Origin of the sequence: Pseudoalteromonas sp. P1-9, from assembly GCF_001399975.1 — a bacterium.
Lineage (GTDB): Bacteria > Pseudomonadota > Gammaproteobacteria > Enterobacterales > Alteromonadaceae > Pseudoalteromonas.
The window spans coordinates 21,461-47,351 of the sequence record NZ_LKBD01000031.1; the positions used below are offsets into that span (position 1 = coordinate 21,461).

Annotated in this window: 21 protein-coding genes; 12 read left to right on the plus strand and 9 right to left on the minus strand. The window is 40.4% G+C overall.

Annotation, left to right across the window (positions count from 1 at the left end; translation table 11 throughout):
• Positions 1–14 precede the first annotated feature (14 nt).
• Complete coding sequence (gene ggt / locus AN214_RS16415; protein WP_054980714.1) at positions 15–1,754, plus strand: gamma-glutamyltransferase; 1,740 nt, start codon at positions 15–17, stop codon at positions 1,752–1,754.
• A gap of 186 nt (positions 1,755–1,940) precedes the next feature.
• Positions 1,941–3,635 carry an NAD-dependent malic enzyme gene (locus AN214_RS16420; RefSeq protein WP_054980715.1) on the plus strand — a complete coding sequence of 565 codons (1,695 nt, stop codon included), beginning with the start codon at positions 1,941–1,943 and terminating at the stop codon, positions 3,633–3,635.
• Positions 3,636–3,685: 50 nt separating this feature from the next.
• On the opposite strand, the gene AN214_RS16425 is transcribed toward AN214_RS16420, so the two are convergent.
• From AN214_RS16425 to ubiG, 7 genes are all read right to left on the minus strand, one after another.
• Entirely contained in the window at positions 3,686–4,399 is a 714-nt protein-coding gene (locus AN214_RS16425; protein ID WP_054980716.1) for a nucleoside-binding protein, read from the minus strand.
• A 233-nt stretch (positions 4,400–4,632) separates the two neighbouring features.
• On the minus strand, positions 4,633–7,080 hold the full coding sequence (locus AN214_RS16430) for a TonB-dependent receptor (protein ID WP_054980717.1): 2,448 nt from the start codon (positions 7,078–7,080) through the stop codon (positions 4,633–4,635).
• A gap of 156 nt (positions 7,081–7,236) precedes the next feature.
• Positions 7,237–7,500 carry a class I ribonucleotide reductase maintenance protein YfaE gene (gene yfaE / locus AN214_RS16435; RefSeq protein ID WP_054980718.1) on the minus strand — a complete coding sequence of 88 codons (264 nt, stop codon included), beginning with the start codon at positions 7,498–7,500 and terminating at the stop codon, positions 7,237–7,239.
• The gene (nrdB, locus tag AN214_RS16440) at positions 7,500–8,630 is read right to left on the minus strand and encodes a class Ia ribonucleoside-diphosphate reductase subunit beta (RefSeq protein WP_010560078.1); all 1,131 of its coding nucleotides are present in this window, start codon (positions 8,628–8,630) and stop codon (positions 7,500–7,502) included. Before nrdB ends, yfaE begins: the two co-directional genes overlap by 1 nt.
• A 64-nt stretch (positions 8,631–8,694) precedes the next feature.
• Complete coding sequence (gene nrdA, locus AN214_RS16445; protein ID WP_054980719.1) at positions 8,695–10,980, minus strand: class 1a ribonucleoside-diphosphate reductase subunit alpha; 2,286 nt, start codon at positions 10,978–10,980, stop codon at positions 8,695–8,697.
• A gap of 401 nt (positions 10,981–11,381) precedes the next feature.
• Positions 11,382–12,056, minus strand: a complete 675-nt coding sequence (locus tag AN214_RS16455) for an HAD family hydrolase (RefSeq protein ID WP_054980720.1) — start codon at positions 12,054–12,056, stop codon at positions 11,382–11,384.
• A 1-nt stretch (position 12,057) separates the two neighbouring features.
• On the minus strand, positions 12,058–12,768 hold the full coding sequence (gene ubiG / locus AN214_RS16460; protein WP_054980721.1) for a bifunctional 2-polyprenyl-6-hydroxyphenol methylase/3-demethylubiquinol 3-O-methyltransferase UbiG: 711 nt from the start codon (positions 12,766–12,768) through the stop codon (positions 12,058–12,060).
• Between the two features lie 154 nt (positions 12,769–12,922).
• Here ubiG and gyrA point away from each other — a divergent pair, with 154 nt between their 5' ends.
• From gyrA to AN214_RS16505, 10 genes are all read left to right on the plus strand, one after another.
• Positions 12,923–15,619: a DNA topoisomerase (ATP-hydrolyzing) subunit A gene (gene gyrA / locus AN214_RS16465; RefSeq protein WP_054980722.1), complete on the plus strand. Its 2,697-nt coding sequence runs from the start codon at positions 12,923–12,925 to the stop codon at positions 15,617–15,619.
• Between the two features lie 122 nt (positions 15,620–15,741).
• Complete coding sequence (gene serC / locus AN214_RS16470) at positions 15,742–16,821, plus strand: 3-phosphoserine/phosphohydroxythreonine transaminase (RefSeq protein ID WP_054980723.1); 1,080 nt, start codon at positions 15,742–15,744, stop codon at positions 16,819–16,821.
• A complete protein-coding gene (gene aroA, locus AN214_RS16475; protein ID WP_054980724.1) occupies positions 16,821–18,098 on the plus strand; it encodes a 3-phosphoshikimate 1-carboxyvinyltransferase in 1,278 nt (425 codons plus the stop codon). Before serC ends, aroA begins: the two co-directional genes overlap by 1 nt.
• A 108-nt stretch (positions 18,099–18,206) precedes the next feature.
• Positions 18,207–18,896 (plus strand): (d)CMP kinase, encoded by a 690-nt coding sequence (gene cmk, locus AN214_RS16480; RefSeq protein WP_054980725.1) that lies wholly within the window; start codon positions 18,207–18,209, stop codon positions 18,894–18,896.
• 77 nt (positions 18,897–18,973) lie between these two features.
• A complete protein-coding gene (gene rpsA / locus AN214_RS16485; protein WP_054980726.1) occupies positions 18,974–20,641 on the plus strand; it encodes a 30S ribosomal protein S1 in 1,668 nt (555 codons plus the stop codon).
• Between the two features lie 64 nt (positions 20,642–20,705).
• Complete coding sequence (gene ihfB / locus AN214_RS16490) at positions 20,706–20,993, plus strand: integration host factor subunit beta (protein ID WP_010560088.1); 288 nt, start codon at positions 20,706–20,708, stop codon at positions 20,991–20,993.
• A 69-nt stretch (positions 20,994–21,062) separates the two neighbouring features.
• Complete coding sequence (locus tag AN214_RS22275) at positions 21,063–21,269, plus strand: LapA family protein (RefSeq protein WP_233430497.1); 207 nt, start codon at positions 21,063–21,065, stop codon at positions 21,267–21,269.
• 3 nt (positions 21,270–21,272) lie between these two features.
• Positions 21,273–22,409 carry a heat-shock protein gene (locus AN214_RS16495; protein WP_054980727.1) on the plus strand — a complete coding sequence of 379 codons (1,137 nt, stop codon included), beginning with the start codon at positions 21,273–21,275 and terminating at the stop codon, positions 22,407–22,409.
• A 47-nt stretch (positions 22,410–22,456) separates the two neighbouring features.
• Positions 22,457–23,155 carry an orotidine-5'-phosphate decarboxylase gene (pyrF, locus tag AN214_RS16500; RefSeq protein ID WP_054980728.1) on the plus strand — a complete coding sequence of 233 codons (699 nt, stop codon included), beginning with the start codon at positions 22,457–22,459 and terminating at the stop codon, positions 23,153–23,155.
• An 86-nt stretch (positions 23,156–23,241) separates the two neighbouring features.
• Positions 23,242–23,631: a hypothetical protein gene (locus AN214_RS16505; protein WP_054980729.1), complete on the plus strand. Its 390-nt coding sequence runs from the start codon at positions 23,242–23,244 to the stop codon at positions 23,629–23,631.
• 25 nt (positions 23,632–23,656) lie between these two features.
• Here the strand turns inward: AN214_RS16505 and AN214_RS16510 are convergent, their stop codons facing one another.
• Both AN214_RS16510 and AN214_RS16515 read right to left on the minus strand, forming a co-directional pair.
• Positions 23,657–24,493, minus strand: a complete 837-nt coding sequence (locus tag AN214_RS16510) for a S1 RNA-binding domain-containing protein (RefSeq protein ID WP_054980730.1) — start codon at positions 24,491–24,493, stop codon at positions 23,657–23,659.
• Entirely contained in the window at positions 24,493–25,827 is a 1,335-nt protein-coding gene (locus tag AN214_RS16515; protein ID WP_054980731.1) for a DEAD/DEAH box helicase, read from the minus strand. The genes AN214_RS16510 and AN214_RS16515 overlap by 1 nt, the downstream gene beginning before the upstream one ends.
• Positions 25,828–25,891 lie beyond the last annotated feature (64 nt).

A 25,891-nucleotide genomic window follows, 5' to 3' on the forward strand; every position in this document is an offset into this window, starting at 1 on the left:
AGATTTGCTTAATTATGAAAACATTAAAACAGACTCTCTCACAAATACTTATCGCATCGAGCTTATTCTCACTCAATGTTAGCGCGACAATCGTTGGTGAGCCAGAAGCAAATACTGGCTTTACTAAAAAGCAACAAGTTGTTGCTGATAAGTTTATGGTTGCGGCTGCTAACCCGTATGCGGTAAAAGCAGGTCACGCAATTTTAGCTAAAGGTGGCAGCGCCGTTGATGCCGCAATTGCAGTTCAATTAGTACTCACATTAGTAGAACCTCAATCGTCTGGTATTGGCGGTGGGTTGTTTCTGATGCATTACGATAAAGCCAATAGTCATTTAACCAGCTTTGATGGACGTGAAACTGCGCCAGCGAATGCGAGTGAATCTTTGTTTTTAGATGAAAATGGCAAACCAATTCGCTGGATTAATGCGGTAGTAGGTGGACGTTCAGTGGGAGTGCCTGGCGCGCTAGCTGCGCTAGAAAAAGCGCATAGACGTTATGGTAAATTACCATGGCATACATTATTTACTGACGTAATAAAACTGGCGCAAGAAGGCTTTGTGGTATCACCGCGACTTGAAAAACTGGTCAGTCTGCAGATAAACCCTGGAGTTGCTTTAATTGACGACACCAAAGATTACTTTATGCCAAATGGCACCGCGCTCAAAGCTGGCACAGTTAAAACTAATATAAAGCTTGCGAACTTATATAAAGCGATTGCTAAAAATGGCATCGACGCGTTTTATCAAGGCGAAAATGCAAAGCAACTTGTTGAAACCGTAACAAACTCATCGATTGCGCCAGGTAAAATCAGCCTTCAAGACCTAGCCAATTATAAAAGTGTTGAACGAAAGCCCGTATGTGCACCGTATAGAACATATAAAGTGTGCTCTATGGCGCCGCCAAGCTCAGGTGGCATTACTGTACTGCAAATTATGGCATTACTTGAAAACAATAAAGCACCACTTAATACATCGTGGGAACTTGAATCAATTCATGCGTTTACTCAGGCATCACGTCTAGCGTTTGCAGATCGTGATCACTATATTGCCGATCCTGACTTTATTGACGTGCCAGTAGCGCAAATGTTGGATAAAAACTATCTACAAGAGCGTAGTAAACTAATTAGTGAAAAAGACATGGGTAGGGCATTGCCGGGCGAATTTTCGCAAGATTGGTCTGTCGCGCAGGTTAATTACGAGCAACCATCAACCTCACATGTGTCAATTGTTGATAGCGCGGGTAATGCGGTTTCAATGACAACATCAATTGAAATGGGTTTTGGCTCAGGTTTAATGGTGAACGGTTACCTGCTTAATAACCAACTTACAGATTTTACCTTTAATCCTAAAATTGACGGTAAACCTGTGGCTAATCGTGTCGAGCCAAATAAGCGTCCACGCTCTTCTATGTCGCCTGTTATGGTGTTTAATCATGACGGTAGTTTAAAAATGGTGATTGGTTCGCCGGGTGGTTCACGCATTATTAACTATGTAGCCAAAGCAATTGTTGGCGTGCTTGATTTTGGTTTAACGCCGCAACAAGCGATTGCGCTTGCCAATATTACTAACCGTAACCGTGTGACGACACTTGAAAAAGGAAGTGATGTAACACGTTATAAAGCAGCGCTTGAAGCACGCGGTCACAAAGTCGTTATTCGCGATTTAAATTCGGGCATTCACGCGGTAATGATTGAGGGTAATAAACTTATCGGTGCAGCGGATCCGCGCCGCGAAGGTATTGCACTCGGACAATAACCTGAGGCAAAGTAAATAGATTGATAGCAATACGTTTAAACTTGGTTAATTTAAGGCAATAATCATTGCTTTAACGTGTTGCTACTTAGATAATGTTTTCAATTATTCGTTATTTATCTTATAGTTTTGCATTTTTAAACTTTAGTCTAATAATTAAAGCTATTACAACACACCACCAAGAATACAATGACAGAACACACACATAAAAATTACTTGTACATCCCTTATGCTGGGCCGACGCTAATTGAAACACCGCTATTAAATAAAGGCAGTGCTTTTAGCCAGCGCGAACGCGAACAGTTTAACTTAGCGGGTTTATTGCCGCCAATTTTTGAATCAATCGAAGAACAAGTTGAGCGTTGTTATCAGCAGTACAAAAGCTTCACCAACAACTTAAATAAGCACATTTATTTACGTGCCATTCACGATACCAACGAGACCTTGTTCTTCCGCTTGGTACGTGATCACTTAGAAGAAATGATGCCAATTATTTATACCCCAACGGTAGGTGAAGCGTGTGAGCGTTTTTCTGATATTTATCGTAAACACCGCGGTTTATTTATTTCGTATGAAGACCGCCATAGTATCGACGATATTTTACGTAACGCCACCAAAGGTAAAGTAAAAGTAATCGTAGTTACTGACGGTGAGCGTATTCTTGGTTTAGGTGACCAAGGTATTGGCGGTATGGGTATTCCTATTGGTAAATTATCACTTTATACCGCTGTAGGTGGCATTAGCCCAGCGTATACATTACCGGTAATGCTTGATGTGGGTACCAATAACCAAGCGCTACTGGATGATCCTATGTATATGGGGCGTCGTCATAAGCGTATTTCGCAAGAACAATACGACGAGTTTTTAGAGCTATTTATTAACGCAGTTAAACGCCGTTGGCCAAATGTTATGTTGCAGTTTGAAGACTTTGCACAGCCAAACGCAATGCCGTTATTACAACGTTACCGCGACCGCATTTGTAGCTTTAACGATGATATTCAAGGCACGGCTTCGGTTACCGTAGGTTCATTATTAGCGGCGTGTCGTGTTAAAGGTGAAGCGCTATCGTCACAAAAAGTGGTATTTGTTGGCGCTGGTTCTGCAGGCTGCGGTATAGCTGAGCAAATTATTGCGCAAATGGTAAGTGAAGGTATTAGTGAAGCGCAGGCACGTTCGCAAATCTTCATGGTTGATCGTTTTGGTTTATTAACTGAAGGTATGGGCGATTTACGCGACTTCCAACAAGTATTAACACAGAAAAAAGACGCCATTAGCGATTGGAATTACAGCGGCGATTGTGCATCCTTGCTTGATGTAATGAACTGCGCAAAACCAAACATTTTAATTGGTGTATCGGGTCAACCAGGGCTATTTACTGAGCAGGTAATTAAGGCAATGCACCAAGGTAGTCAGCAGCCGATTATTTTCCCACTAAGTAACCCAATCAAACAAGTTGAAGCGATGCCTGAAGACGTGATTGCGTGGACCAACGGTGAGGCAATTGTGGCAACGGGTAGCCCATTTGAACCAGTTACCTTTAATGGCAAAGAGCACATTATTCCACAATGTAACAATAGCTATATTTTCCCAGGCATTGGCCTAGGTGTAGTTGCAGTGGGTGCCAAGCGTATTACCGACGAAATGCTGATGATTGCGAGTGAAACCCTGGCCGCCGAATCGCCAAGAGCAAATACAGGTGAAGGTAGCTTGTTGCCGCCGCTAACAAAAGTTGAATCGCTTTCTAAGAAGATTGCGTTTAACGTTGCGAAAAAAGCCATTGAACAAGGCGTGGCGCTTGAGATTTCAGACGAAAAATTAGCAAGTCTAATTGAAAAGAACTACTGGTTACCTGAATACCGTGATTATAAGCGCGTAAGCATTTAAGTTTATCGTGTGATAATAAAAAGCCCTGCAAATATGCAGGGCTTTTTAGTTTAAAAATGATATTTTACTAGCAAATTGACATTGTTTTCGTCAACACCACGTATACCAAATTTATCAAGCCAATAAACGTATTCGATACCTAGGTATAATTTTGAATCGATATTTAAATGTGGGGCAACATCATATTTTAACTGCGACGTGAAATTCATCTGTGCGTCACTGTTGTCTCTGCTTGTTGCATAATCAATAAAACCATCATAATAAAGCGGACCAATTGGTAAACCCCATGTAACGGTTGTTTGGTAATTATTATCACCATGCTCATTGTTACGGTAATATAGGTTTACATTGAAGAAATCAAAGTAGGGCACATCAAACCCAGCACCTACGCCGTATAAGTAGTTTGTTAAGCTTGAACCAAAACCATCATGGGATGAAAATGTGCCATACTCAATTGTAGTGGCAACGTAAAGCGCTTTAACGGGATTGTTTTCAAAGTCGGTGATTTTAAAGCGTGGCGAAAATTCGCCGTAGGTTTCTTTATCACCATTATCAGATTCCAAACGGTCAACAAAAGTAAAGCTGTCTCCCCAGCTTGTAACCGCAAAGTGCTCTAATGTTACGATTTGTTTTTTGTTGTCGCCCACTTCGTAGTTATTACCGTTTAAGTAACTCACACTAAAGTCAGAGAAATGTGTTTTTGCAGAAACCGTTGTTGTAAGACAAAGCGCTGCGAGTGATACAAGGTGTGTTGTTATTTTCACAAAAGCCTCAGGTAGGGTTTTATTATAAATTTAATAGAATTTTAGCAGATTGTAGGAATGTTTCAGATAACTATCATTGATTTAGCGGCTAACAGGTTAAACAATAACCCTTTGTGATATGGCAACATGCCGTTTGATGACGTTTATATTGATGATTTATCGGTACGTTACTACAGGTAGACAATAAAAAAGGGCGTGTTAATACGCCCTTTTTGCTGGTATTTTCTCGGGTATTAGAAATAAACGCGTAGGCCTAACTGTACGTTGCGACCTGGTAATGGTGCGATATCTTTAATAAACGATGTATGGCTGAAAGCAAGTTCGTCTGTAATATTTTGCACTTTTGCAAATACAAACGAATCTGTGTTTAACACATCAAGATTATACTTCGCAGATACATCAAATAATGTGTAGCTGTCGGTGTGAGTTTCGTGTGCGCCTAACTTGTCTTGCTCAAAGTAATGCGTAGCAGCAAAGTTTACTTGCAATGCATGCCAGTCATACTCAGCCTCAAAACCTAATTTATTTTGCGGGAAACGCGGTAAATATTCCGATGAGTCTTTAACATCGTTACGAATATGATCACCAATTAATTTTACTAGCAGTTGATCATTTACTTGGTAGTGAACATCAAACTCAATACCGTATAAATCAACATCTGCATATTGATATTGAAAAACACGCGTCGCTTCATCTTCGTCGTGACCATGCGATAAATACTCATCCATAGAAAGCATTTCGTCATGGTGCGCATCAATTACTAGGCCTGTATCTTGCTGGAAATAAAAGTTATCAATCTGATTATAAAAAGCGTTTATAGTATAGCCAAAATTACCATTGAACTTACGTAGTGTAAGATCGATATTATTTGATGTTTCGCTTTCAACGTTTTCTGGCTCAAAGTGAATTTCGCCGTCTTCAATTTCATAGCCTAAACCAAGGTCATAGGTGCTCGTTGCAATATGCAGACCGTTTGATAATAGCTCAGCTGCACTTGGTGCTCGCTCTGAATGACCGAGAGAAAGTGCTACTGAATGACCTTCTTGGAAATTCCAGATAGTTCCTGCAGATAAGCTTACGCTGTCGAATTCACCAACATATGCGTATTCTTCACCGTGATGTTCCTCTTCATCATGCGCTTCATGATCGTGTTCGTCATGACCCAGGTGAATTTCTGGAGCATCGATTTCTGTATTTTCAAAACGACCACCCAATTCAACGCGAAAATCGCCGAACGTTTTCTCTTCTAAAACGAAAAGTGCATGCTGTGTCGTATCGCTGTGTGGCGTAAATGCTTCTGCACCATCAGCGCCGTAATCCGAATCATAATAGTGGTAACCTACAATACCGTGCCAACCTAACAGGTTATGTTCAGCAGTTGCGCGCAATTCTTTCGATTCATTGGTGAATACTGTGCCTTCCATGCCTTCTTCAATCTCGGCGTGGCGGTAATCGGTATAACCAAGTTTCACATCAAAACGCTCAATCATAGAATCATGTAGACTATAAGTGAAACGCGCTTGATAACGGTCTTGAGTTAACCGTGCAAATACATCGCCATGTTCTTCGTGCTCGTCTTCCTGTTCATGGTTTTCTTCTTCGTGTTCATGTCCATGATCATGGTCGTGATGTGCATGAGAGTGACCCGGAATACCGTAATCTGATTCAAGTTTGCCATAGGAAACACCTACAACTAGGTGTTCGTTCACATAACTTGTGCCTAAATTAAATGCAGTTGTATCAATAAAACTGTTTTCAACTGAGTTTAAAACTTCTTCATCATGCTCATCTGCGTGTTCTTCGCCTTCATGTTCTTCTTCGTGCTCTTCATGATGCGCTTCAAACTTTGGCACTTCGGTGTCTTCAGTTTTACGTTTTAAGCCATCTAGGTGGAAGTTAAAGCCGTTATCACCACCATTTAATACAAATGCAGTTGTATTGCCTTCGTTAACGGTATCGTGTTTGTATTCAACGGCACCTTCTAACGATTCATAGTTAGTTGTCGGAATGCGGCCATCAACAACGTTAACAACACCACCAATTGCACCCGAACCATACAGTAATGTAGCAGGACCACGAAGTACTTCAATTTGCTCTGCGCTTAGTGTTTCGTTGGTGTTCGCATGATCCGGACCTACACGTGATGCGTCACTGCTTTCTAAACCATTTTGCATTACGCGTACACGTGGGCCATCTAATCCACGAATTACCGGAGATGACGAAACAGGACCAAAATATGTTTGGCTAACGCCCGGCAGTTTATTGAGGGTTTCACCGAGTGTATTAGATGATTTGTCTTTGAGTTCGTCTCCCGCAAGCACTGTTACCGGAGAAGCCATCTCAAGGTTACTTTTGTGGAGTGCCGAAGCGTATACAGTGATCGCTTCAATTGATGATTTTTCTAGTACAAAGTTGATTGTTTGCGCTTCGTTCTTAACGCTAATACGTTTATCTAAAAAACCATCTTTACTGAAATGTAACTGGCTATCAGCATCCAGTTCAATTTGATATTGACCTGCATTGTCGGTTGTAACGGTTTTTTCTTTACCGTGAACATGCACTGCAACACCAACGATTGGCTGGCCTGAATTATCAGTTAATTGTCCTGAAATCTGTGCTGCGTGTGAGCTAAGAGGGAATACTACGCTTAGCACTGCTAAGCTAATGAGAGATTTTTTCATAACGAATACTTCAGTAAGATTAAAACAAATACGTGTTATGTGATACTGTAACATCATCGCACGCACAAATAAATAAATTGTTATATCATTACATATATTAATTATTTCTAATTACGAAACGATGACGGTAATTCACAGAAAGGGCAGTAAATAGGATTAAAACTTTGGAATGTCTATTTCGATATCTTCAACTGGTGTTGCGCAACACAATAAAATCTCACCTTTACGAACAAATGCCAACGGTTCCTTTTGGTAGTCGACTTTGCCACTGACTAGCTTACAGCGGCAGGCACCACAAAACCCTTCACGGCAGTGAAATTGTGTTTGGATTTTATTTTTTTCTAAGAAGGTGAGTAGATTTGGCTGATCAGAGTCGAATTCAAGACTCTGATCAGTATTTACAACAGTAACTTTGCTCATCAAAGATCAAAGTCACCAAAGTCAGAAGCATTTACTTCTGAATCAATTTGACCGACAAGGTAAGAACTAATTTCAGCTTCTTGTGGTGCTACCTGTACGTTATCTGAAACTAACCACGCGTTGATCCAAGGAATTGGGTTTGAGCTGGTTTCAAATACAGTTGGTAAACCAACAGCTGCCATACGTACATTTGTGATGTATTCAACATATTGGCAAAGAATGTCTTTGTTTAAGCCAATCATTGAGCCGTCTTTGAATAAGTATTCTGCCCATTCTTTTTCTTGCTCTGCTGCCTTGGTGAACATCGCAATCGATTCTTCGCGGCATTGCGCTGCAACAATCGCCATTTCAGGATCGTCATCACCTTCTTGCATAATGTTTAGAATGTGCTGTGTACCTGATAAGTGAAGGGCTTCATCACGTGCGATAAGCTTGATGATTTTCGCATTACCTTCCATCAATTCACGCTCTGCAAACGCAAACGAACAAGCAAAACTAACATAGAAGCGGATTGCTTCTAAAATGTTTACTGACATGATGCAAAGGTACAGTTTCTTTTTAAGATCGAATAAGTTGATCTTTACTTCTTCACCGTTAATTTGGTGTTTGCCTTCACCGTATTCGTTGTAAATCGTCGTTAAGCTGATTAGTTCATCGTAGTAACGCGTAACTTCTTCTGCGCGCTCTGCAATTTTTTCATTGGTAACAATGTCGTCAAAAATCAGTTCTGGCTGTTTTGTTACGTTGCGAATAATGTGGGTGTACGAACGGCTGTGAATTGTCTCACTGAACGCCCACGTTTCAATCCAAGTTTCAAGTTCTGGAATTGATACGATAGGGAGTAACGCAACATTTGGTGAACGACCTTGTACACTATCAAGTAATGTTTGGTATTTTAAGTTGCTCAAGAAAATGTGCTTTTCGTGTTCTGGTAAACCTTCGAAGTCGATGCGGTCTTTGCTTACGTCAACTTCTTCTGGACGCCAGAAGAACGAAAGTTGCTTTTCAATTAGCTTTTCAAAAATAGGGTGCTTTTGTTGATCATAGCGCGAAACATTAACAGTTTGTCCAAAGAACATAGGTTCTTTTAGTTGGTCATTATGCTCGCGACTAAATGTTGAATACGACATATTATTATTAACTCTAGAGAAAACAAACTAGCGGGCAAAGAGTGTATACTTTGCCCGCTGGGATTTAGATTTTACACGCGCCGCCTGCACAGCCGTCATCTTCAGGCTCTGGCTTAAGCTCGTCCTGTGAATCCGATGCACCATCACGGGTGTTGTGGTAGTAAAGTGTTTTAACACCAAGTTTGTATGCAGTCAGTAAATCCTTAAGCAATAGCTTCATTGGAACTTTACCGCCTTCAAACTTATTTGGATCATAATTCGTGTTAGCAGAAATGGTTTGGTCGATAAACTTCTGCATAATACCCACTAATTGCAAGTAACCATCGTTGCTTGGAATATCCCAAAGTAACTCGTATGCATCTTGTAAACGTTCGTACTCTGGAACAACTTGCTTTAAGATACCGTCTTTACTCGCTTTAACACTGATGTGTCCACGCGGTGGCTCAATACCATTGGTTGCGTTAGAGATTTGCGATGACGTTTCTGATGGCATTAGCGCAGATAACGTTGAGTTACGCATACCGTGTTTAACAATGCTGTCGCGTAGGCTATCCCAATCAAGGTGCAATTGCTCATTACATACCGCATCAAGATCTTTCTTGTAGGTATCAATTGGCATAATGCCTTTTGCATACGTTGTTTCGTTAAACTTAGGACATGCGCCTTTTTCTTTAGCAAGTTCATTTGACGCTTTCATTAAGTAATATTGAATTGCTTCAAATGTACGGTGAGTTAACGCGTTTGCTGATCCGTCTGAATATTTAACACCGTTTTTCGCAAGGTAATAAGCGTAGTTAATTACACCAATACCTAACGTACGACGACCCATAGTTGCGTTATATGCAGCCGGTACAGGGTAATCTTGATAATCGAGTAAGTTATCTAGTGCACGTACAGCAAGTTCTGCTAATTCGTCTAATTCATCAAGTGATTTAATCGCACCTAGGTTGAACGCAGAAAGCGTACACAGCGCAATTTCACCTTCTTCGTCCATTACGTGTTTTAATGGCTTAGTAGGAAGCGCAATTTCTAGACACAGGTTAGACTGACGAATTGGTGCTACTTTTGAATCAAACGGGCTATGAGTATTTGTGTGGTCTACGTTTTGTAGGTAAATACGACCTGTGCTCGCACGCTCTTGGGCAAACATAGAGAATAATTCAATCGCTTTAATACGTTTTTTACGAATTGATTCATCTTGTTCGTATTGTACGTATAAGCGCTCGAACTCATCTTGATCTTCAAAGAACGCATCGTAAAGACCAGGCACATCTGACGGGCTAAACAGCGTGATGTAATCGTCTTTAATTAAGCGCGAATACATTACTTTGTTAAATTGAACGCCGTAATCTAAGTGACGAACACGGTTGTCATCAACACCACGGTTGTTTTTAAGCACCAGTAGATTTTCAACTTCTAAGTGCCATAACGGATAGAATAGTGTTGCTGCGCCACCACGCACACCGCCTTGTGAACAGCTTTTAACTGCCGTTTGGAAGTGCTTGTAGAACGGAATACAGCCAGTGTGAAATGCTTCACCGCTGCGAATTGGGCTACCTAGTGCGCGAATTCGGCCTGCGTTAATACCAATACCAGCACGTTGGCTTACGTATTTTACAATCGACGATGACGTTGCATTAATTGAATCTAGGCTATCGTCACATTCAATCAGTACGCATGAACTGAATTGACGCGTAGGCGTACGAACACCCGCCATAATTGGCGTTGGTAACGAGATCTTAAACGTCGATGTTGCATCATAAAAACGTTTTACATAGTCTAAACGCGTGTCTTTCGGATATTTTGAGAATAGACATGCTGCCACTAAAATATAAAGGAACTGCGCGCTTTCATAAATCTCACCGGTAACACGGTTTTGCACAAGGTATTTACCTTCTAACTGCTTAACGGCAGCATAGCTGAAGGTAAGATCACGAGAATGATCAATATACGCGTCAAGCTCTTCAATTTCCTGCAGGCTATAGTCAGCAAGTAGATGTGGATCATACTTGTTCATTTCAACCATCTTAACCATATGATCATACAGTTTAGGTGGCTCAAATTTACCATAGGCTTTCTTACGCAAATGGAAAATTGCCAAACGCGCAGCAAGATACTGATAATCCGGTGTTTCTTTCGAAATTAGATCAGCTGCAGCTTTGATAATGGTTTCGTGAATATCTTCTGTACGGATACCGTCGTAAAACTGAATATGTGATTTTAGTTCTACTTGCGATACAGATACGTTATTTAGGCCTTCTGCTGCCCATGCAATAACGCGGTGAATTTTGTCTAGGTCAAGCGGTTCCTTGCGACCGTCACGTTTACTGACTGAAAGCTCTTGGTTCATAGTTATGCCTGCAATTTCCTTCAAACGAGCAAAAAATTTTTATTATGTCGAAATATTAAACTGGACTTTTGTCCTATTATTTAAGCGCACGGCTCAGGCGAAATTACCACTAGTGCTCGTTTTTCGCTTAGCTACTAGATATGGTGTCGCCATCACAGATGATCACAAGATAGAGGGGTATGCGTCTTTTTTCAAGGCCTAGAAAAGCGAGATAATTTGTGATCAATTTTTTACTAACTAGTCTGTTAGCATCCACTAACTTGTTAAGTAAAGTGTGTTTAGTCTATGTGAAAAAACAACGAAAAAAATACGATAAAAAAAAATATTTAAAATTTATTTGTTGCAAATTCACAAGGTATTGTTTTTGGGTCCGAGATTAAATTAACCACTATATCTAGTGGTTAATTTTTATCATAGCAACTAGATATATGGTTAAGCAGTGAGCAGGCGTTGGTAAAACTTAAGTCAGATTGCCAGCTTGAAACAGGGTTGCCATTTAAATATCCCCAAAGCGCCGAAGCTGTTTTCATCCCCGCAGATTTGCCAGCAATGATATCGCGCTCATCGTCACCGATATAAATGCAACATTTAGGGTCAACCTTCATTAATTCACAGCTGTAAAGCAATGGTTCAGGGTAGGGCTTGGCGCGTTCAAGTGTGTCACCCGATACAATATTTTTGCAGTTTGCAAATTGTGTTATTTGCGCAACAAGGGGATTAGTTAAGTGCTTTGGTTTATTTGTCACAATCGACCAAGGAACTGCGTGCTCATCTAAAAACGTAATTAGTGGCACAATACCTTGGTAAAAACTGCTTTTACACCATAAATTGTTTGCGTAAAAAGTAAGAAACGCTTCTTTTAAATGTGTTTGTTCGTCGTTTGAGAAATGTTGCCATTCATCACCAAAACCAAGTTTGAGTAATGCAAGCGTACCGTTAGAGGCCTGCGTACGATATGTTTCTGCACTTACCGTCGGTTTATTATGTTTGGCCAACACAAAGTTAAGCGCAGCACCTAAATCATCCGCACTGTCGATTAAGGTGCCATCTAAATCAAACAATACTGCTTGATACATTTTATGCTAACTTTTCGAAATGGATCATATAGTTAACTGATACATCATTAGTTAGACTATAAGTTTGACCAAGTGGATTGTAACTTAACCCCTTCATAATGCGCGCTTTAAGGCCGTATTTTTCAGCCCAATTAATCAAAGTCGCAGGCTTGATGAATTTGTCGTGGTCGTGCGTGCCTTTTGGCACAATCTTAAGTAAGTGCTCGGCACCGACAATGGCAAATAAATACCCTTTAAGTGTTTTATTAAGCGTTGACATAAATACATGACCACCAGGCTTCACCAATGTTGCCAATGATGCGATTACCGATTCAGGATCCGGTACATGCTCAAGCATTTCCATACACGTAACAACATCAAATTGCTGAGGGTTTTGCTCGGCAAACGCTTCAGCGGTCACTTTTTCATAGTTAAGGGAAACACCCACTTCTAATGCATGTAATTTAGCAACATTTAAGGGCTCTTCACCCATATCAATACCCGTCACTTGCGCGCTTAGCTTAGCCATACTTTCAGCTAAAATACCGCCACCGCAGCCAACATCTAATACATTTTTTGAGAAAATGCCTTGGCTATATAAGTTAATAAAGTCTAAACGAAGCGGGTTTATTTCGTGTAGCGGTTTAAATTCGCCATTAAGATCCCACCAACGGTCGGCCATGGCTTCAAATTTTGCAATTTCACTTGCATCTACATTTTGTTGAACGGTCATAAAAAGCATCCAGAGTGATTTGAGGGCATTATAAAGGGATTTTTTATAAAAAGACTACCGCTTACAACCTGTAAATAATGATTTTTTGTGTTAGCATGCTTTGGTTATAAAAATAATAACTGAATTAATACACGATTGAAGGAAGAGAAATCGGATGACAGATCTCGCCAATGAAATCCTTCCAATCAATATTGAAGATGAATTAAAAAATTCATACCTCGATTATGCCATGAGCGTAATTGTAGGACGTGCGCTTCCTGATGTACGAGATGGTTTAAAACCAGTTCATCGCCGCGTACTTTTCGCAATGAATGAACTCAATAATGATTGGAACAAACCTTATAAAAAGTCTGCACGTGTTGTAGGTGACGTAATCGGTAAATATCACCCACACGGTGATAGCGCAGTTTACGATACGATTGTACGTATGGCTCAGCCGTTCTCACTTCGTTACATGTTAGTTGATGGTCAAGGCAACTTCGGTTCGGTAGACGGCGACAGCGCTGCTGCGATGCGTTATACCGAAGTACGTATGGCAAAGATCGCGCACCAGTTATTAGCGGACCTTGAAAAAGAGACGGTTGACTACGTAGACAACTACGACGGCACCGAGAAAATACCTGCCGTTTTACCAACGCGTGTTCCTGCATTACTTGTTAACGGTTCATCAGGTATCGCGGTTGGTATGGCAACCAACATTCCGCCACACAATTTATCTGAGGTAATTAACGGCTGTTTAGCGGTTATTGAAAATCCAGAAATTCAAATTGAAGAGCTGATCGATTATATCCCAGGTCCTGATTTCCCAACAGCGGGTATCATCAGCGGCAAAAAAGGTATCGAGCAAGCGTATAAAACTGGCCGTGGTAAAGTTTATATCCGCGCCAAAGCAGAAGTTGAAGTTAACGAAAAAACGGGTAAAGAAACAATTATTGTTCACGAAATCCCGTACCAAGTTAACAAAGCACGCTTAATTGAAAAGATTGCTGAACTTGTTAAAGACAAGAAAATTGAAGGCATTAGTGCACTGCGTGATGAGTCTGATAAAGACGGTATGCGTATTGTTGTCGAAATTAAACGCGGTGAAGTAGGCGAAGTTGTTTTAAACAACCTGTATGCACAAACACAAATGCAAACAGTGTTCGGTATGAACATGGTTGCGCTAGATAATGGTCAACCTAAATTACTTAACCTAAAAGAAATGCTTGAAGCATTTGTTACACACCGTCGTGAAGTTGTAACGCGTCGTACAGTATTCGAACTACGTAAAGCACGTGACAGAGCGCATACCCTTGAGGGTTTAGCAATCGCTCTTGCGAATATCGACCCAATTATCGAGGTTATTCGCCGTTCGCAAACTCGTGAAGAAGCAAAAATAGCCTTACTTTCTCGTAGCTGGGAACTTGGTAACGTTAAAGGCATGCTTGAAAAAGCAGGTGAAGACGACGTTGCTCGTCCTGAATGGCTTGCACCAGATTTAGGTATTCGCGATGGCCAATACTATTTGTCAGAAGCACAAGCAAATGCAATTCTAGACCTACGTTTACATAAGCTAACAGGTTTAGAACACGAGAAAATCTTAAATGAATATAAAGAACTATTAGATCTAATCGCTGAGCTACTTTTTATTCTTTCTAGCCCTGAGCGTTTAATGGAAGTTATTCGTGAAGAGCTCGTTGAAATTAAAGAAAACTTTGGCGACGAGCGTCGCACTGAAATTACAGCAGCTGCACACGATATTAGCCTTGAAGACCTAATCAATGAAGAAGACGTTGTAGTAACGCTGTCTCACGAAGGTTACGTTAAGTATCAACCGCTTTCTGATTACGAAGCGCAGCGTCGTGGCGGTAAAGGTAAATCTGCAACTAAGATGAAAGATGAAGATTTCATTGAACGTCTATTAGTTGCAAACACCCACGACACCATTTTATGTTTCTCTACGTCAGGTCGTTTATATTGGCTTAAAGTGTACCAGTTACCACTTGCAAGTCGCGCTGCACGTGGTAAGCCAATTGTTAACTTACTACCACTTGAAGCTGATGAGCGTATTACAACTATCTTACCAGTACGCGAGTATGAAGCAGATAAATATGTATTAATGGCAACAGCGAACGGTACAGTTAAGAAAACACCACTTACGGCATACAGTCGTCAGCGTGCTTCGGGCATTATCGCAATCAACCTAAACGAAGGTGATAGCTTGATTGGTGCTGATATCACTGATGGTACAAACGATATTATGCTGTTTACTGATCACGGTAAAGTAGTACGCTTTAACGAAAAACAACGTGATTCAGAAACTGGGGAAGTTAAACTTGATGCGGAAACCGGCGAAGAGTTATTAGCGTTACGCCCAATGGGCCGTACAGCGACAGGTGTACGCGGTATTAAGATGCCAGATGACGTGAAAGTTGTGTCACTTATCGTACCTAAGAACGATGGTCCGGTATTGACGATCACTGAAAATGGTTACGGTAAACGTACACTGCTTGAAGATTACCCAGCGAAGAGTCGTGCGACACAAGGTGTTGTATCGATTAAAGTATCTGAGCGTAATGGTAAAGTAGTTGGCGCGGTGCAAGTTGAAGATAATGATGAAATCATGATTATCTCTAACAAAGGTACATTAGTACGCACCCGTGTTAATGAAGTATCTACCGTTGGTCGTAATACACAAGGTGTTATTTTAATTCGTACAGCTGATGACGAACAAGTTGTTGGTTTACAGCGTATCGATGAAATTGAAGAGTCTCAATTCCTTTCTGAAGAAGGTGAAGATGAAACAGTTTCAAGCGAAAATAATGAAACACCAAATACAGATGAAAATAATTCAGAGCAACCAGCTGAATAGAAAAAATATTCATCTTTATCATGCGGTAATTTGATATTTAATCAGTTACAGTATGAACAATGTTAAAAGCGGCTAACAGCCGCTTTTTTGTTTTCTAATTATGTACAAATGAGGTTTTGGGAATGAGTGTATATAATTTTTGTGCAGGGCCAGCAAGTTTGCCCCGAGCAGTATTAGAAAAAGCGCAAAAAGAGTTTTTAGACTGGCAAGGACTTGGCGTTAATGTGATGGAAATAAGTCATCGCAGTAGCGAATTTATAGCGCTTGCTGAGCAAAGCGAACGTGATTTACGTGAACTAATGAACATATCTGATGACTATGCCGTGTTATTTATGCACGGAGGTGGTCGCGGTCAGTTCGCTGCTGTACCGCAGAATCTTCATGTTGCAAACAAACAAGCGGTCTACATCAATAGTGGCATTTGGTCTGATGGTGCATTTAGCGAAGCGCAAAAGTTTACCGATGCTATTGAAATTAATGTACGCGATGATAAAAACGGCGAGTTTAATTGCTTAACGTCTGACCTTTGGCCATTACCGAGCGATGCGTCATACATTCACTATTGCCCAAATGAAACAATTGACGGCATTGAAATTTTTGATACCGTAAAACATCGTGCACCAATCGTTGCAGATATGTCTTCAAACATTCTTTCGCGTGAAATTGATGTAAATCAGTTTGACTTAATTTATGCGGGAGCACAGAAAAATATCGGCCCATCAGGTCTTGCCATTGTTATTGTCAAAAAATCACTGCTTTCACGTGAGGGTACACAGAAACCGAGCATTTTTGATTATGCCTTAGAAGCAAAAAAAGAAAGCATGTATAACACGCCGCCAACGTATTCTTGGTATTTAGCTGCGGAAGTTTTTAAATGGTTAAAAGCACAAGGTGGCGTTGCCGCAATAGAACAACAAAATATCGAAAAAGCGTCATTACTTTATGATTTTATTGATAATAGCCAGTTTTATAAAAATACCGTTGCGCGTGACTTCCGTTCACAAATGAATGTGCCATTTTGGCTTAACGATGAATCACTGAACAAAGCCTTTTTAGCAGAGTCGAAACAAGCTGGTTTACTCGCCTTAGAGGGGCACCGTATGGTAGGTGGTATGCGTGCTAGTATTTACAATGCAATGCCAATCGAAGGCATAAAAGCACTAGTAGACTTCATGCATAAGTTCGAACAGGAGCATAAGTAATGGAACAGTTACACTTACAAGCGATTCAGCGTGTAAATGGTGAAGTCGCGTTACCGGGCTCTAAGAGTTTATCTAACCGCATTCTATTATTGGCAGCACTATGTGAGGGCACAACACAAGTAGTGAATGTTCTCGATAGCGATGATATTCGTCATATGCTTAAAGCGCTCAACGCTATGGGCGTTGAGGTATCGCTAAATGAAGATAAAACAATTGCCCAAGTTCATGGTAAAGGCGGCAATTTCGAAACGCCTTCTGAGCCACTATTTTTAGGTAATGCAGGTACAGCATTTCGTCCACTTACCGCAGTATTAGCCACTTCCAATGGTGAATATGAGCTAATCGGCGAACCTCGCATGGAAGAAAGGCCAATTGGTCACCTTGTTGATGCACTACATGCATTAGATGCAGATATTTGCTATTTAAAAAATAAAGATTATCCGCCACTTAAAATCGTGGGTAATCAACTAGCCGGTGGTAAAGTAGAAATTGACGGCAGTATTTCGAGCCAATTTTTAACAGCACTGTTAATGGCGGCGCCGCTTTTTAAAAACAACACAGAAATCACTATAAAAGGCGAGCTTGTTTCTAAACCCTATATTGATATTACCTTAGGCGTAATGGCCAAATTTGGTGTTAGTGTTGAAAATAATGATTATCAATCATTTGTAGTGACAGGTAATCAGCAGTATCAATCGCCTGGTCGAATTATGGTTGAAGGTGACGCGTCAAGTGCGTCTTACTTTGTTGCTGCCGCAGCGATTAATGGCGGCACAATCCGTATTAATGGTGTTGGCGCCGCAAGTGTGCAAGGCGATATTGGTTTTGCAAAAGTGATGGAGCAGGTGGGTGCAAAAATCGAATGGCATGACGATTATCTTGTTGTGTCTAAAGGTGACCTTAAGGGCGCAGATATCGACGCCAATGCAATCCCAGATGCTGCCATGACGCTTGCAACCGTTGCACTTTTTGCAGAAGGTAAAACAGCGATACGCAACATTTATAACTGGCGAGTAAAAGAAACGGATCGACTTTATGCGATGGCAACAGAACTTAGAAAGCTCGGTGCAGAGGTGGTAGAAGGGCATGACTTTATTGAAGTAACCCCTACCGATAACATTCAACTTGCCGAAATAGATACCTATGATGATCACCGAATTGCCATGTGCTTTTCAATGGTGGCGGTAGGTGGTCATGATGTAATTATCAATGATCCTAAATGTACCTATAAAACATTTCCTACCTATTTTGAAACACTTGCAAGTGTGTCGGAATAATCGTCTAAAATAGAAATCACAGATTTTTCACCGTAAAGTAGCGATAATTTTTTAATTATCGCGTATACTGCGCGGCGATTTTAGTTTTGTACATTTTGGGAGGTTGTAATGTTGGGTAGTCAACCAGTAATTACAGTCGATGGACCAAGTGGTTCAGGTAAAGGAACCGTTTGCCGTTTATTAGCAAATAAGCTTGGATGGGACGTATTAGATAGTGGCGCGATTTATCGTGTTTTAGCGCTAGCAGCGAGCCACCATATGATAACACCAACAGACGAAGAAGCTTTATTGCCGTTAGCGGCTAATTTAGATGTGCAATTTGTGATAGATAATGAAACCGGCAATGGTAAAATTATTTTAGAAGGTGAAGATGTTACCAAATCAATTCGTACTGAAGAGGTTGGTGGCATGGCATCTAAAATTGCCGCATTGCCGAGTGTTCGCGAAGCGTTATTACGTCGACAGCGTGCATTTAGAAGCGAATCAGGCTTAATTGCGGATGGTCGCGATATGGGCACTGTAGTGTTCCCTGATGCAGTGCTAAAAGTATATTTAACAGCGTCAGCAGAAGAGCGTGCAAATCGCCGTTTTCTTGAGTTGAAGCACCGTGGTGTTGATGTTAAAATAGACAGCCTAGTTGCAGATATCAAAGCACGTGACGATCGCGATATGAATCGCCCAGTCGCTCCGCTTGTACCTGCTGAAGATGCAATTGTTATAGACACTACCGAACTCGATGCAAATCAAGCATTTGAGCAAGTGGTGTCTTTGTGTATCGAAAAGAATTTAATTGGTTAACTCATAGGAAGAGTTGATTTTTATAACAACCCCATGCGGCAGGATAGCCAAATGGATATTTTATTTAGAGACTTATAATGTCAGAAAATTTTGCACAGTTATTTGAAGAAAGCCTAAAGGGTTTTGAAGCAGAACAAGGTTCAATCGTTAAAGGTACTGTTATTTCAATCGAAAACAACATCGTACTAGTAGACGCGGGTCTTAAGTCTGAAAGCGCAATCCCTGCTGAGCAATTCAAAAACACTGCTGGTGAATTAGAAGTAGCAGTTGGTGATGAAGTAGATGTTGCACTAGATGCAATCGAAGATGGTTTCGGTGAAACTATCCTTTCTCGTGAGAAAGCTAAGCGTCACGAAGCTTGGATCCGTCTTGAAAAAGCATGTGAAGAGCAAGAAACTGTTACTGGTATCATCAATGGTAAGGTTAAAGGTGGTTTCACTGTTGAAGTTGACACTATCCGTGCATTCTTACCAGGTTCACTAGTTGACGTGCGCCCAGTACGTGACACAGCTCACCTTGAAGGTAAAGAGTTAGAATTCAAAGTAATCAAGCTTGACCAGAAGCGTAACAACGTTGTTGTTTCTCGTCGTGCTGTTATCGAGTCAGAAAACTCACAAGAGCGTGAAGAACTTCTACAGAACCTTGTTGAAGGTCAAGAAGTTAAAGGTATCATCAAGAACCTTACTGACTACGGTGCATTCGTTGATTTAGGTGGTGTTGACGGTCTTCTACACATCACAGATATGGCTTGGAAACGTGTTAAACACCCAAGCGAAATCGTTAACGTTGGTGACGAAATCTTAGTTAAAGTACTTAAGTTCGACAAAGAGAAAACACGTGTTTCTCTAGGTCTTAAGCAGCTTGGCGAAGATCCATGGGCAGCTATCGCTGGTCGTTACCCAGAAGGTTCCAAGCTTTCTGGTCGTGTAACTAACCTTACTGACTACGGCTGTTTCGTTGAAATCGAAGAAGGCGTAGAAGGTCTAGTACACGTTTCTGAAATGGATTGGACTAACAAGAACATCCACCCTTCAAAAGTTGTTAACTTAGGTGACACTGTTGAAGTTATGGTTCTTGAAATCGACGAAGAACGTCGTCGTATTTCTCTAGGTCTTAAGCAATGTAAAGCTAACCCATGGCAAGAATTTGCTCGTCTACAAAACAAAGGCGACCAAGTTACTGGTAAGATCAAGTCAATCACTGACTTCGGTATCTTCATCGGCCTAGAAGGCGGCATTGACGGTCTAGTTCACCTTTCAGACATTTCTTGGAACACGCCTGGCGAAGAAGCTGTACGTGAGTTCAAGAAAGGCGACGAAATCACAGCTATCGTTTTACAAGTTGACCCAGAGCGTGAGCGTATCTCTCTAGGCGTTAAGCAAATCGAAGCTGATCCTTTCAATAACTACCTGGACGCAAACAAAAAAGGTGCTATTGTTAAGGGTAAAGTAACTGAAGTCGACGCTAAAGGCGCTACAGTTGAACTTATCGAAGGTGTTGAAGGTTACATCCGTGTAGCTGACGTAGCAGTTGAGCGTACTGAAGACGCATCAGCAGTTCTTTCTGTAGGTGACGAAGTAGAAGCTAAGTTTGTAGGTGTTGATCGCAAGAACCGCGCTATCAGCCTTTCAATCAAAGCAATTTCAGAAGCTGAAGAGAAAGAAGCGCTAGATAAGCTTAAGAAAGAAGAGCCAGCGTTTGAAAATGCAATGGCAGCAGCTTTCAAAAATGCTCAAAAAGACTAATTAGTCGACTTGGAAGAGCGGCTTAATAGCTGCTCTTCCTATTACAATTATAAAGGGTACTTACATGACAAAGTCAGAACTGATTGAAAAACTTGCTGAACAGCACGCAAATATTCCAGCGAAAGATGTAGAAAATGCAGTAAAAGAAGTGTTAGAACTTATGGCTGATTCTTTATCAAGTTCAGATAGAATTGAAATCCGTGGTTTTGGCAGTTTCTCTCTACATTATCGTGCACCACGTGTTGGTCGTAACCCAAAAACGGGTGATAAAGTAGAATTGCAGGGCAAATACGTACCTCACTTTAAGCCAGGAAAAGAACTGCGCGACCGCGTGAATGCAAGTATTGCATAATTTGAGGCTGTTTTGACCAAAATTCTCAAAGTAACTTTTCTCCTGTGCTTGCTATTCGTTTTATTTGTATTGGGGTCGCAAAACCCTCATCTGGTAAAAATTAACTTTATAATAGCAAGTGCAGAAATTCCTCTCGCTTTCATAATAAGTATTTGTTGTGCCTTAGGCCTATTTTTAGGTGTTGCACTCAGTACAATTCTATTGTCAAAAGCTAAACTGCAAAACCGTCGTTTAAGAAGACAAAATCAGAAGCTTACTTCTCAAAGTCATGGATAGTTAATGATCGAATTGCTGTTTTTGTTGTTACCAGTAGCGGCAGCTTACGGTTATATAATGGGTAAAAACAATGCTAATAATGAAGCCCAACAACAAAACCAAGAAATTATTAATGAGTATAGTAAAGGTTTAAAATTCTTACTTGACCGTGAAGAAGACCAAGGTTTAGAACACCTAATTGGTTTACTAGAAATTTCAGCAAATTCTGTAGAACATTATTTAACTCTAGCAACTTTGTTTCGTCGACGTGGTGAATTAGACCGCGCAATTAAAGTACACGAATTACTGTTAAAACATGACGGACTTTCGTTAGAGCAAAAAAAACATGTTCTTTATGAACTAGCGCAAGATTATATGATGGCAGGATTGCTTGACCGCGCTGAAGAGAACCTTGTTTATCTGCACTCATTAAAAGATAGCAACGCGCTTTGTCAGTTGATGCTATTGTATTTACAAAGCCATGATTGGGATAAAGGCATTGCACTATTTCAGTCTCATGAGCCCGACTTTAACACCAGCCAATTAAAGAAAACAATCGCTAATTTTTATTGTGAAAAGGCGATTCAAGACAAAGATTTAAAACATCTCGATATCGTTACAGAATTAACGCAAGATCTCGTTAGGCCAAAGTACATGCTTGGTGAAAACGCATATAACGACGGCGATTTTCTTCAAGCGATTAAATACTGGGGCAGTTTACTCGATAAAAATATAGCATTCGCACCAATCTTTTTAGATAGATTAGCAGTAAGCTATGAAAAGCTTAACTTACAAGATAACTATTTCTCTCATCTTTCTAAGCATTTAAAAAGCGATAGTGTGCTTATCAAAATACATTACTGTAAAAGCCTTATGGCCCAAGGTAAGGTTGACGAAGCGAGAAATTATATTACACAAGTTTTGCGTAAGCAGCCCAATATTAGGGGCTTTAGTTACTTATTAATGTTGATGTCTGAACAAAGTCAGGACATTAAAACAGTATTAACGGAAATAAATAATTTAGTCCAAGACTACATCGCCACAAAATCATTATACCAATGTAACCATTGTGGCTTTACAAGTAAAAAAATGTATTGGTTTTGTCCTTCTTGTAAACATGTTGAGTCATTGGTGCCATTGAGTGGCGTAGACGGGTTTTAAACAAAACACATAATATGTTATTCCTTTTTTTGAGTTAGGATTTATTAATGAACCACGATGCCAAAGTATTAATTGCATTAGATTACGCAGATGAAAGCGCCGCGTTAGATTTTGTAAAACGCGTTTCACCACAGGATTGCCGCTTAAAAGTAGGCAAAGAAATGTTTACGTATTTTGGCCCTCAATTTGTGAAGAAGTTAATTAATTTAGGCTTTGATGTATTTCTAGATTTAAAATTCCACGATATTCCTAATACAGTGGCCAAAGCCGTTGCCGCAGCGGCGGAACTAGGCGTTTGGATGGTAAATGTGCATGCCAGTGGCGGCCCAGAAATGATGCGCAAAGCCAAACAAGCGCTTGAAAAATATGGTAATGATGCACCATTGCTGATCGCAGTAACAATACTAACGTCAATGGACGAAGCAGAATTAAAGCGTTTAGACGTTGATAAAACACCAAACGAACAAGTTCAGTTTTTAGCGAAATTGGCAAAAGAGGCAGGCCTTGATGGGGTAGTGTGTTCTGCTCAAGAAGCGTCGGTATTAAAGTCGACTTTGGGTAGCGAATTCAAATTAGTCACCCCAGGTATTCGACCGGCAGGTTCTGATAAAGGCGATCAAAAACGCGTTATGACACCACGTGAAGCGATTGATGCCGGCAGTGATTACCTTGTTATTGGTCGCCCAATTACCCAATCACCTGATCCTCAAGCTACTTTAATTGAAATAAATAACACTTTAAGTTAATCTAATTAAAGTAGTTGCACTAATGTAAATTAAGGCATTAGTGCATTCCCGTTTGAAGCTAAAAAGAATAAGAAGAGTAGTACTTAATGCGTTTTATTTTTGTAATTGCTGCGATCGTTGCAGTCTACCTAGGTTATCAACATTACGATAACGAAACACGCCAAAATGCGTTTATAGATATACTAGATACCATTAATCACCAGCCCATTAATCAATTTGAATTAAAGCTTTCATTAAATACGCAAGTTGAGGCTCGCTGCCAAGCGATTGGTAAAAACGAAACTAATTTAGCAAAAATGGAAGAGTGCTTGAATTTAATTGAAACATATAAAGACGAATGCGAGCTGCAAATTTTCCGTTTAGCGCCTATCGAGTTCGAAGACGGTAATGAGGCATTAGATTATGGCAAACGTTATCAGAAATGTGTTTACAGTAATCAATTTGCTGATCTCGTAGATTCAACAAATCATTTATAGAAAAAGGCACGCAATGTGCCTTTTGTTATTTAACTAACGTAATCTTAGTCGCGGCAAGATCAATCTTACCTTCCTTAAACAAATGCCCAATGGCACGTTTAAAGTTTGCTTTACTGCAACCAAATGCTTTTTTGATGGCGATTGGATCTGACTTATCACCTAAATGAATTACACCGTTTTCCTGTGTTAACTTATCGTAAATTACATCAGATAGTTCATTTGAACCTGCGACGCCAGGCTTACTTAAACGAATATCTAATTTGCCATCTTCACGTAATTTAGCAACATAGGCCTTTAGCTTTTGACCAATAAACAGAGGTTTGAAAACTTGGTCAGTAAACACCATGCCCCAGTATTCATTATTCACAATTACTTTAAATCCAAGATCTGTGCGACCAGCAACAATAATGGATACTTCTTGAGACTTTTTAAAGCCTGTCGCCTCTTGTTTAACAAACTTATTTAGGTTTGACGAACCACATAAGCGCTGAGATGCCTTGTCTAAATAAAGGTGTACTAAGTATGAACGTGATAATTCAAATTTTGGACGCTGCTCGTTGTAAGGTACCAGTAACTCTTTGCCAATGCCCATATCAACGAACGCACCAATGGCATTAATTGATGTCACTTGGAGTAGGGCAAAATCACCTAACTGTGCTATTGGGGTTTTGGTTGTTGCAGTTAAGTTTCCTTGCTCCTCAAATACAAATACCTCAATTACTTGTTTTACTGCTAAGTCGTTAGGCATGTCTTCTTTTTTAAGAAAAACTTCACCATTGCCGCTGTCGTCTGTTAAATACGCACCTTCATACGCAATTTCATTAACAACTAAACTATTCATTTTACCAAGTTGAATTGTCATTATTCTTCATCCTTCTTTGGGCGACGCTTTAATGGTGCAACACCATCAACATCAAACGGTGCCGGAATAGCCTTTGCAGTTTTGGCTTTATTTGGCTTTTTGAATGGCTTTTTGTGTTTGCTTGTTTTTTGACTGACAGATTTTGCTTTCAAATTCTGTTTTGGTTGATGTGTTTTTTCTTTAAACCCTTTGAATTTACCTACTAAGCCATCAATTTCTGAAAAACCAATACGCTTAGATAAGTAACTTTCAATTGCTTTAAAACTCTGCCAATCTTTTGCACTTACTAAAGACAATGCGTTACCTTTAAATCCAGCGCGTCCGGTTCGACCGATACGGTGCACATATTCTTCGGCTTGCTTAGGTAAGTCGAAATTAATAACTTGCGATACATTGAGTAAATCAAGACCTCGAGATGCCACGTCTGTCGTCACTAAGATTTGTGCTTGGCCACGTGAAAACGCATCCATAATAGAATTACGTTTGCTTTGATTCATATCACCCGATAACGCAAGCGTTTTATAGCCTTCTTGCTCTAAGATTTCGGATAACTTTACTGTGTCATCACGGGTTGCGGTGAACACAATTTGTTGACCGGATTCAGCGCTTTTTGTTGCGGCAATTAATAGCGCAATCTTATGATCTAAGTGATCCGCTAAGAAAAATTTTTGCGTAATATCGTTGTGTTCTTGTGTACTGGCATCAATGGTTACGCGTTTTGGATTTTTAAGTAGATTACGTGAAAGGGCATCTACTTCAGCATGCTCTAATGTTGCCGAGAAAAACAAAGTTTGACGTAAACGGTGATTTGCCGCAGTGTTTATTTTTTCGATTTGATCTTTAAAACCAAGCTCTAATACACGGTCGGCTTCATCAAGAATCAATAATTCAAGACCTTCTAAATAGAAATTACGGTCGTCAAGATGGTCAACTAGTCGACCTGGTGTTGCAACAACAAATTGTGGGTCTTTAGACAGCGCTTTAACTTGGTCATTATAATTATCGCCGCCAACAATTTTTGTCGCTTTTAATCCTGTGCCTGCAATAATCAAGGTTAACTGTTTATACACTTGATTCGCCAATTCACGTGTCGGCGTAATAATCAACGCACGCGGATCGCGTTTACTTAACGCTTTTTGCTTACTTAAGCGTGTAATTGCGGGCAATAGAAATGCAAATGTTTTACCGGAACCTGTTTTTGATTGGGCAAGTAAATCGTGTCCAGCAATGGCAACAGGAACTGCTTGTTGCTGGATATCCGTCGGCGTAGTAATACCAATGTGTGAAAGTTGACTTGCAATTCGCTTATCAACGCCTAAATCTTCAAAGGACAAATGTGTCTCTCCACTCAATGTGTTTGTGGCATAAAATAAAGCGTGCATTTTACATGAAAGACAA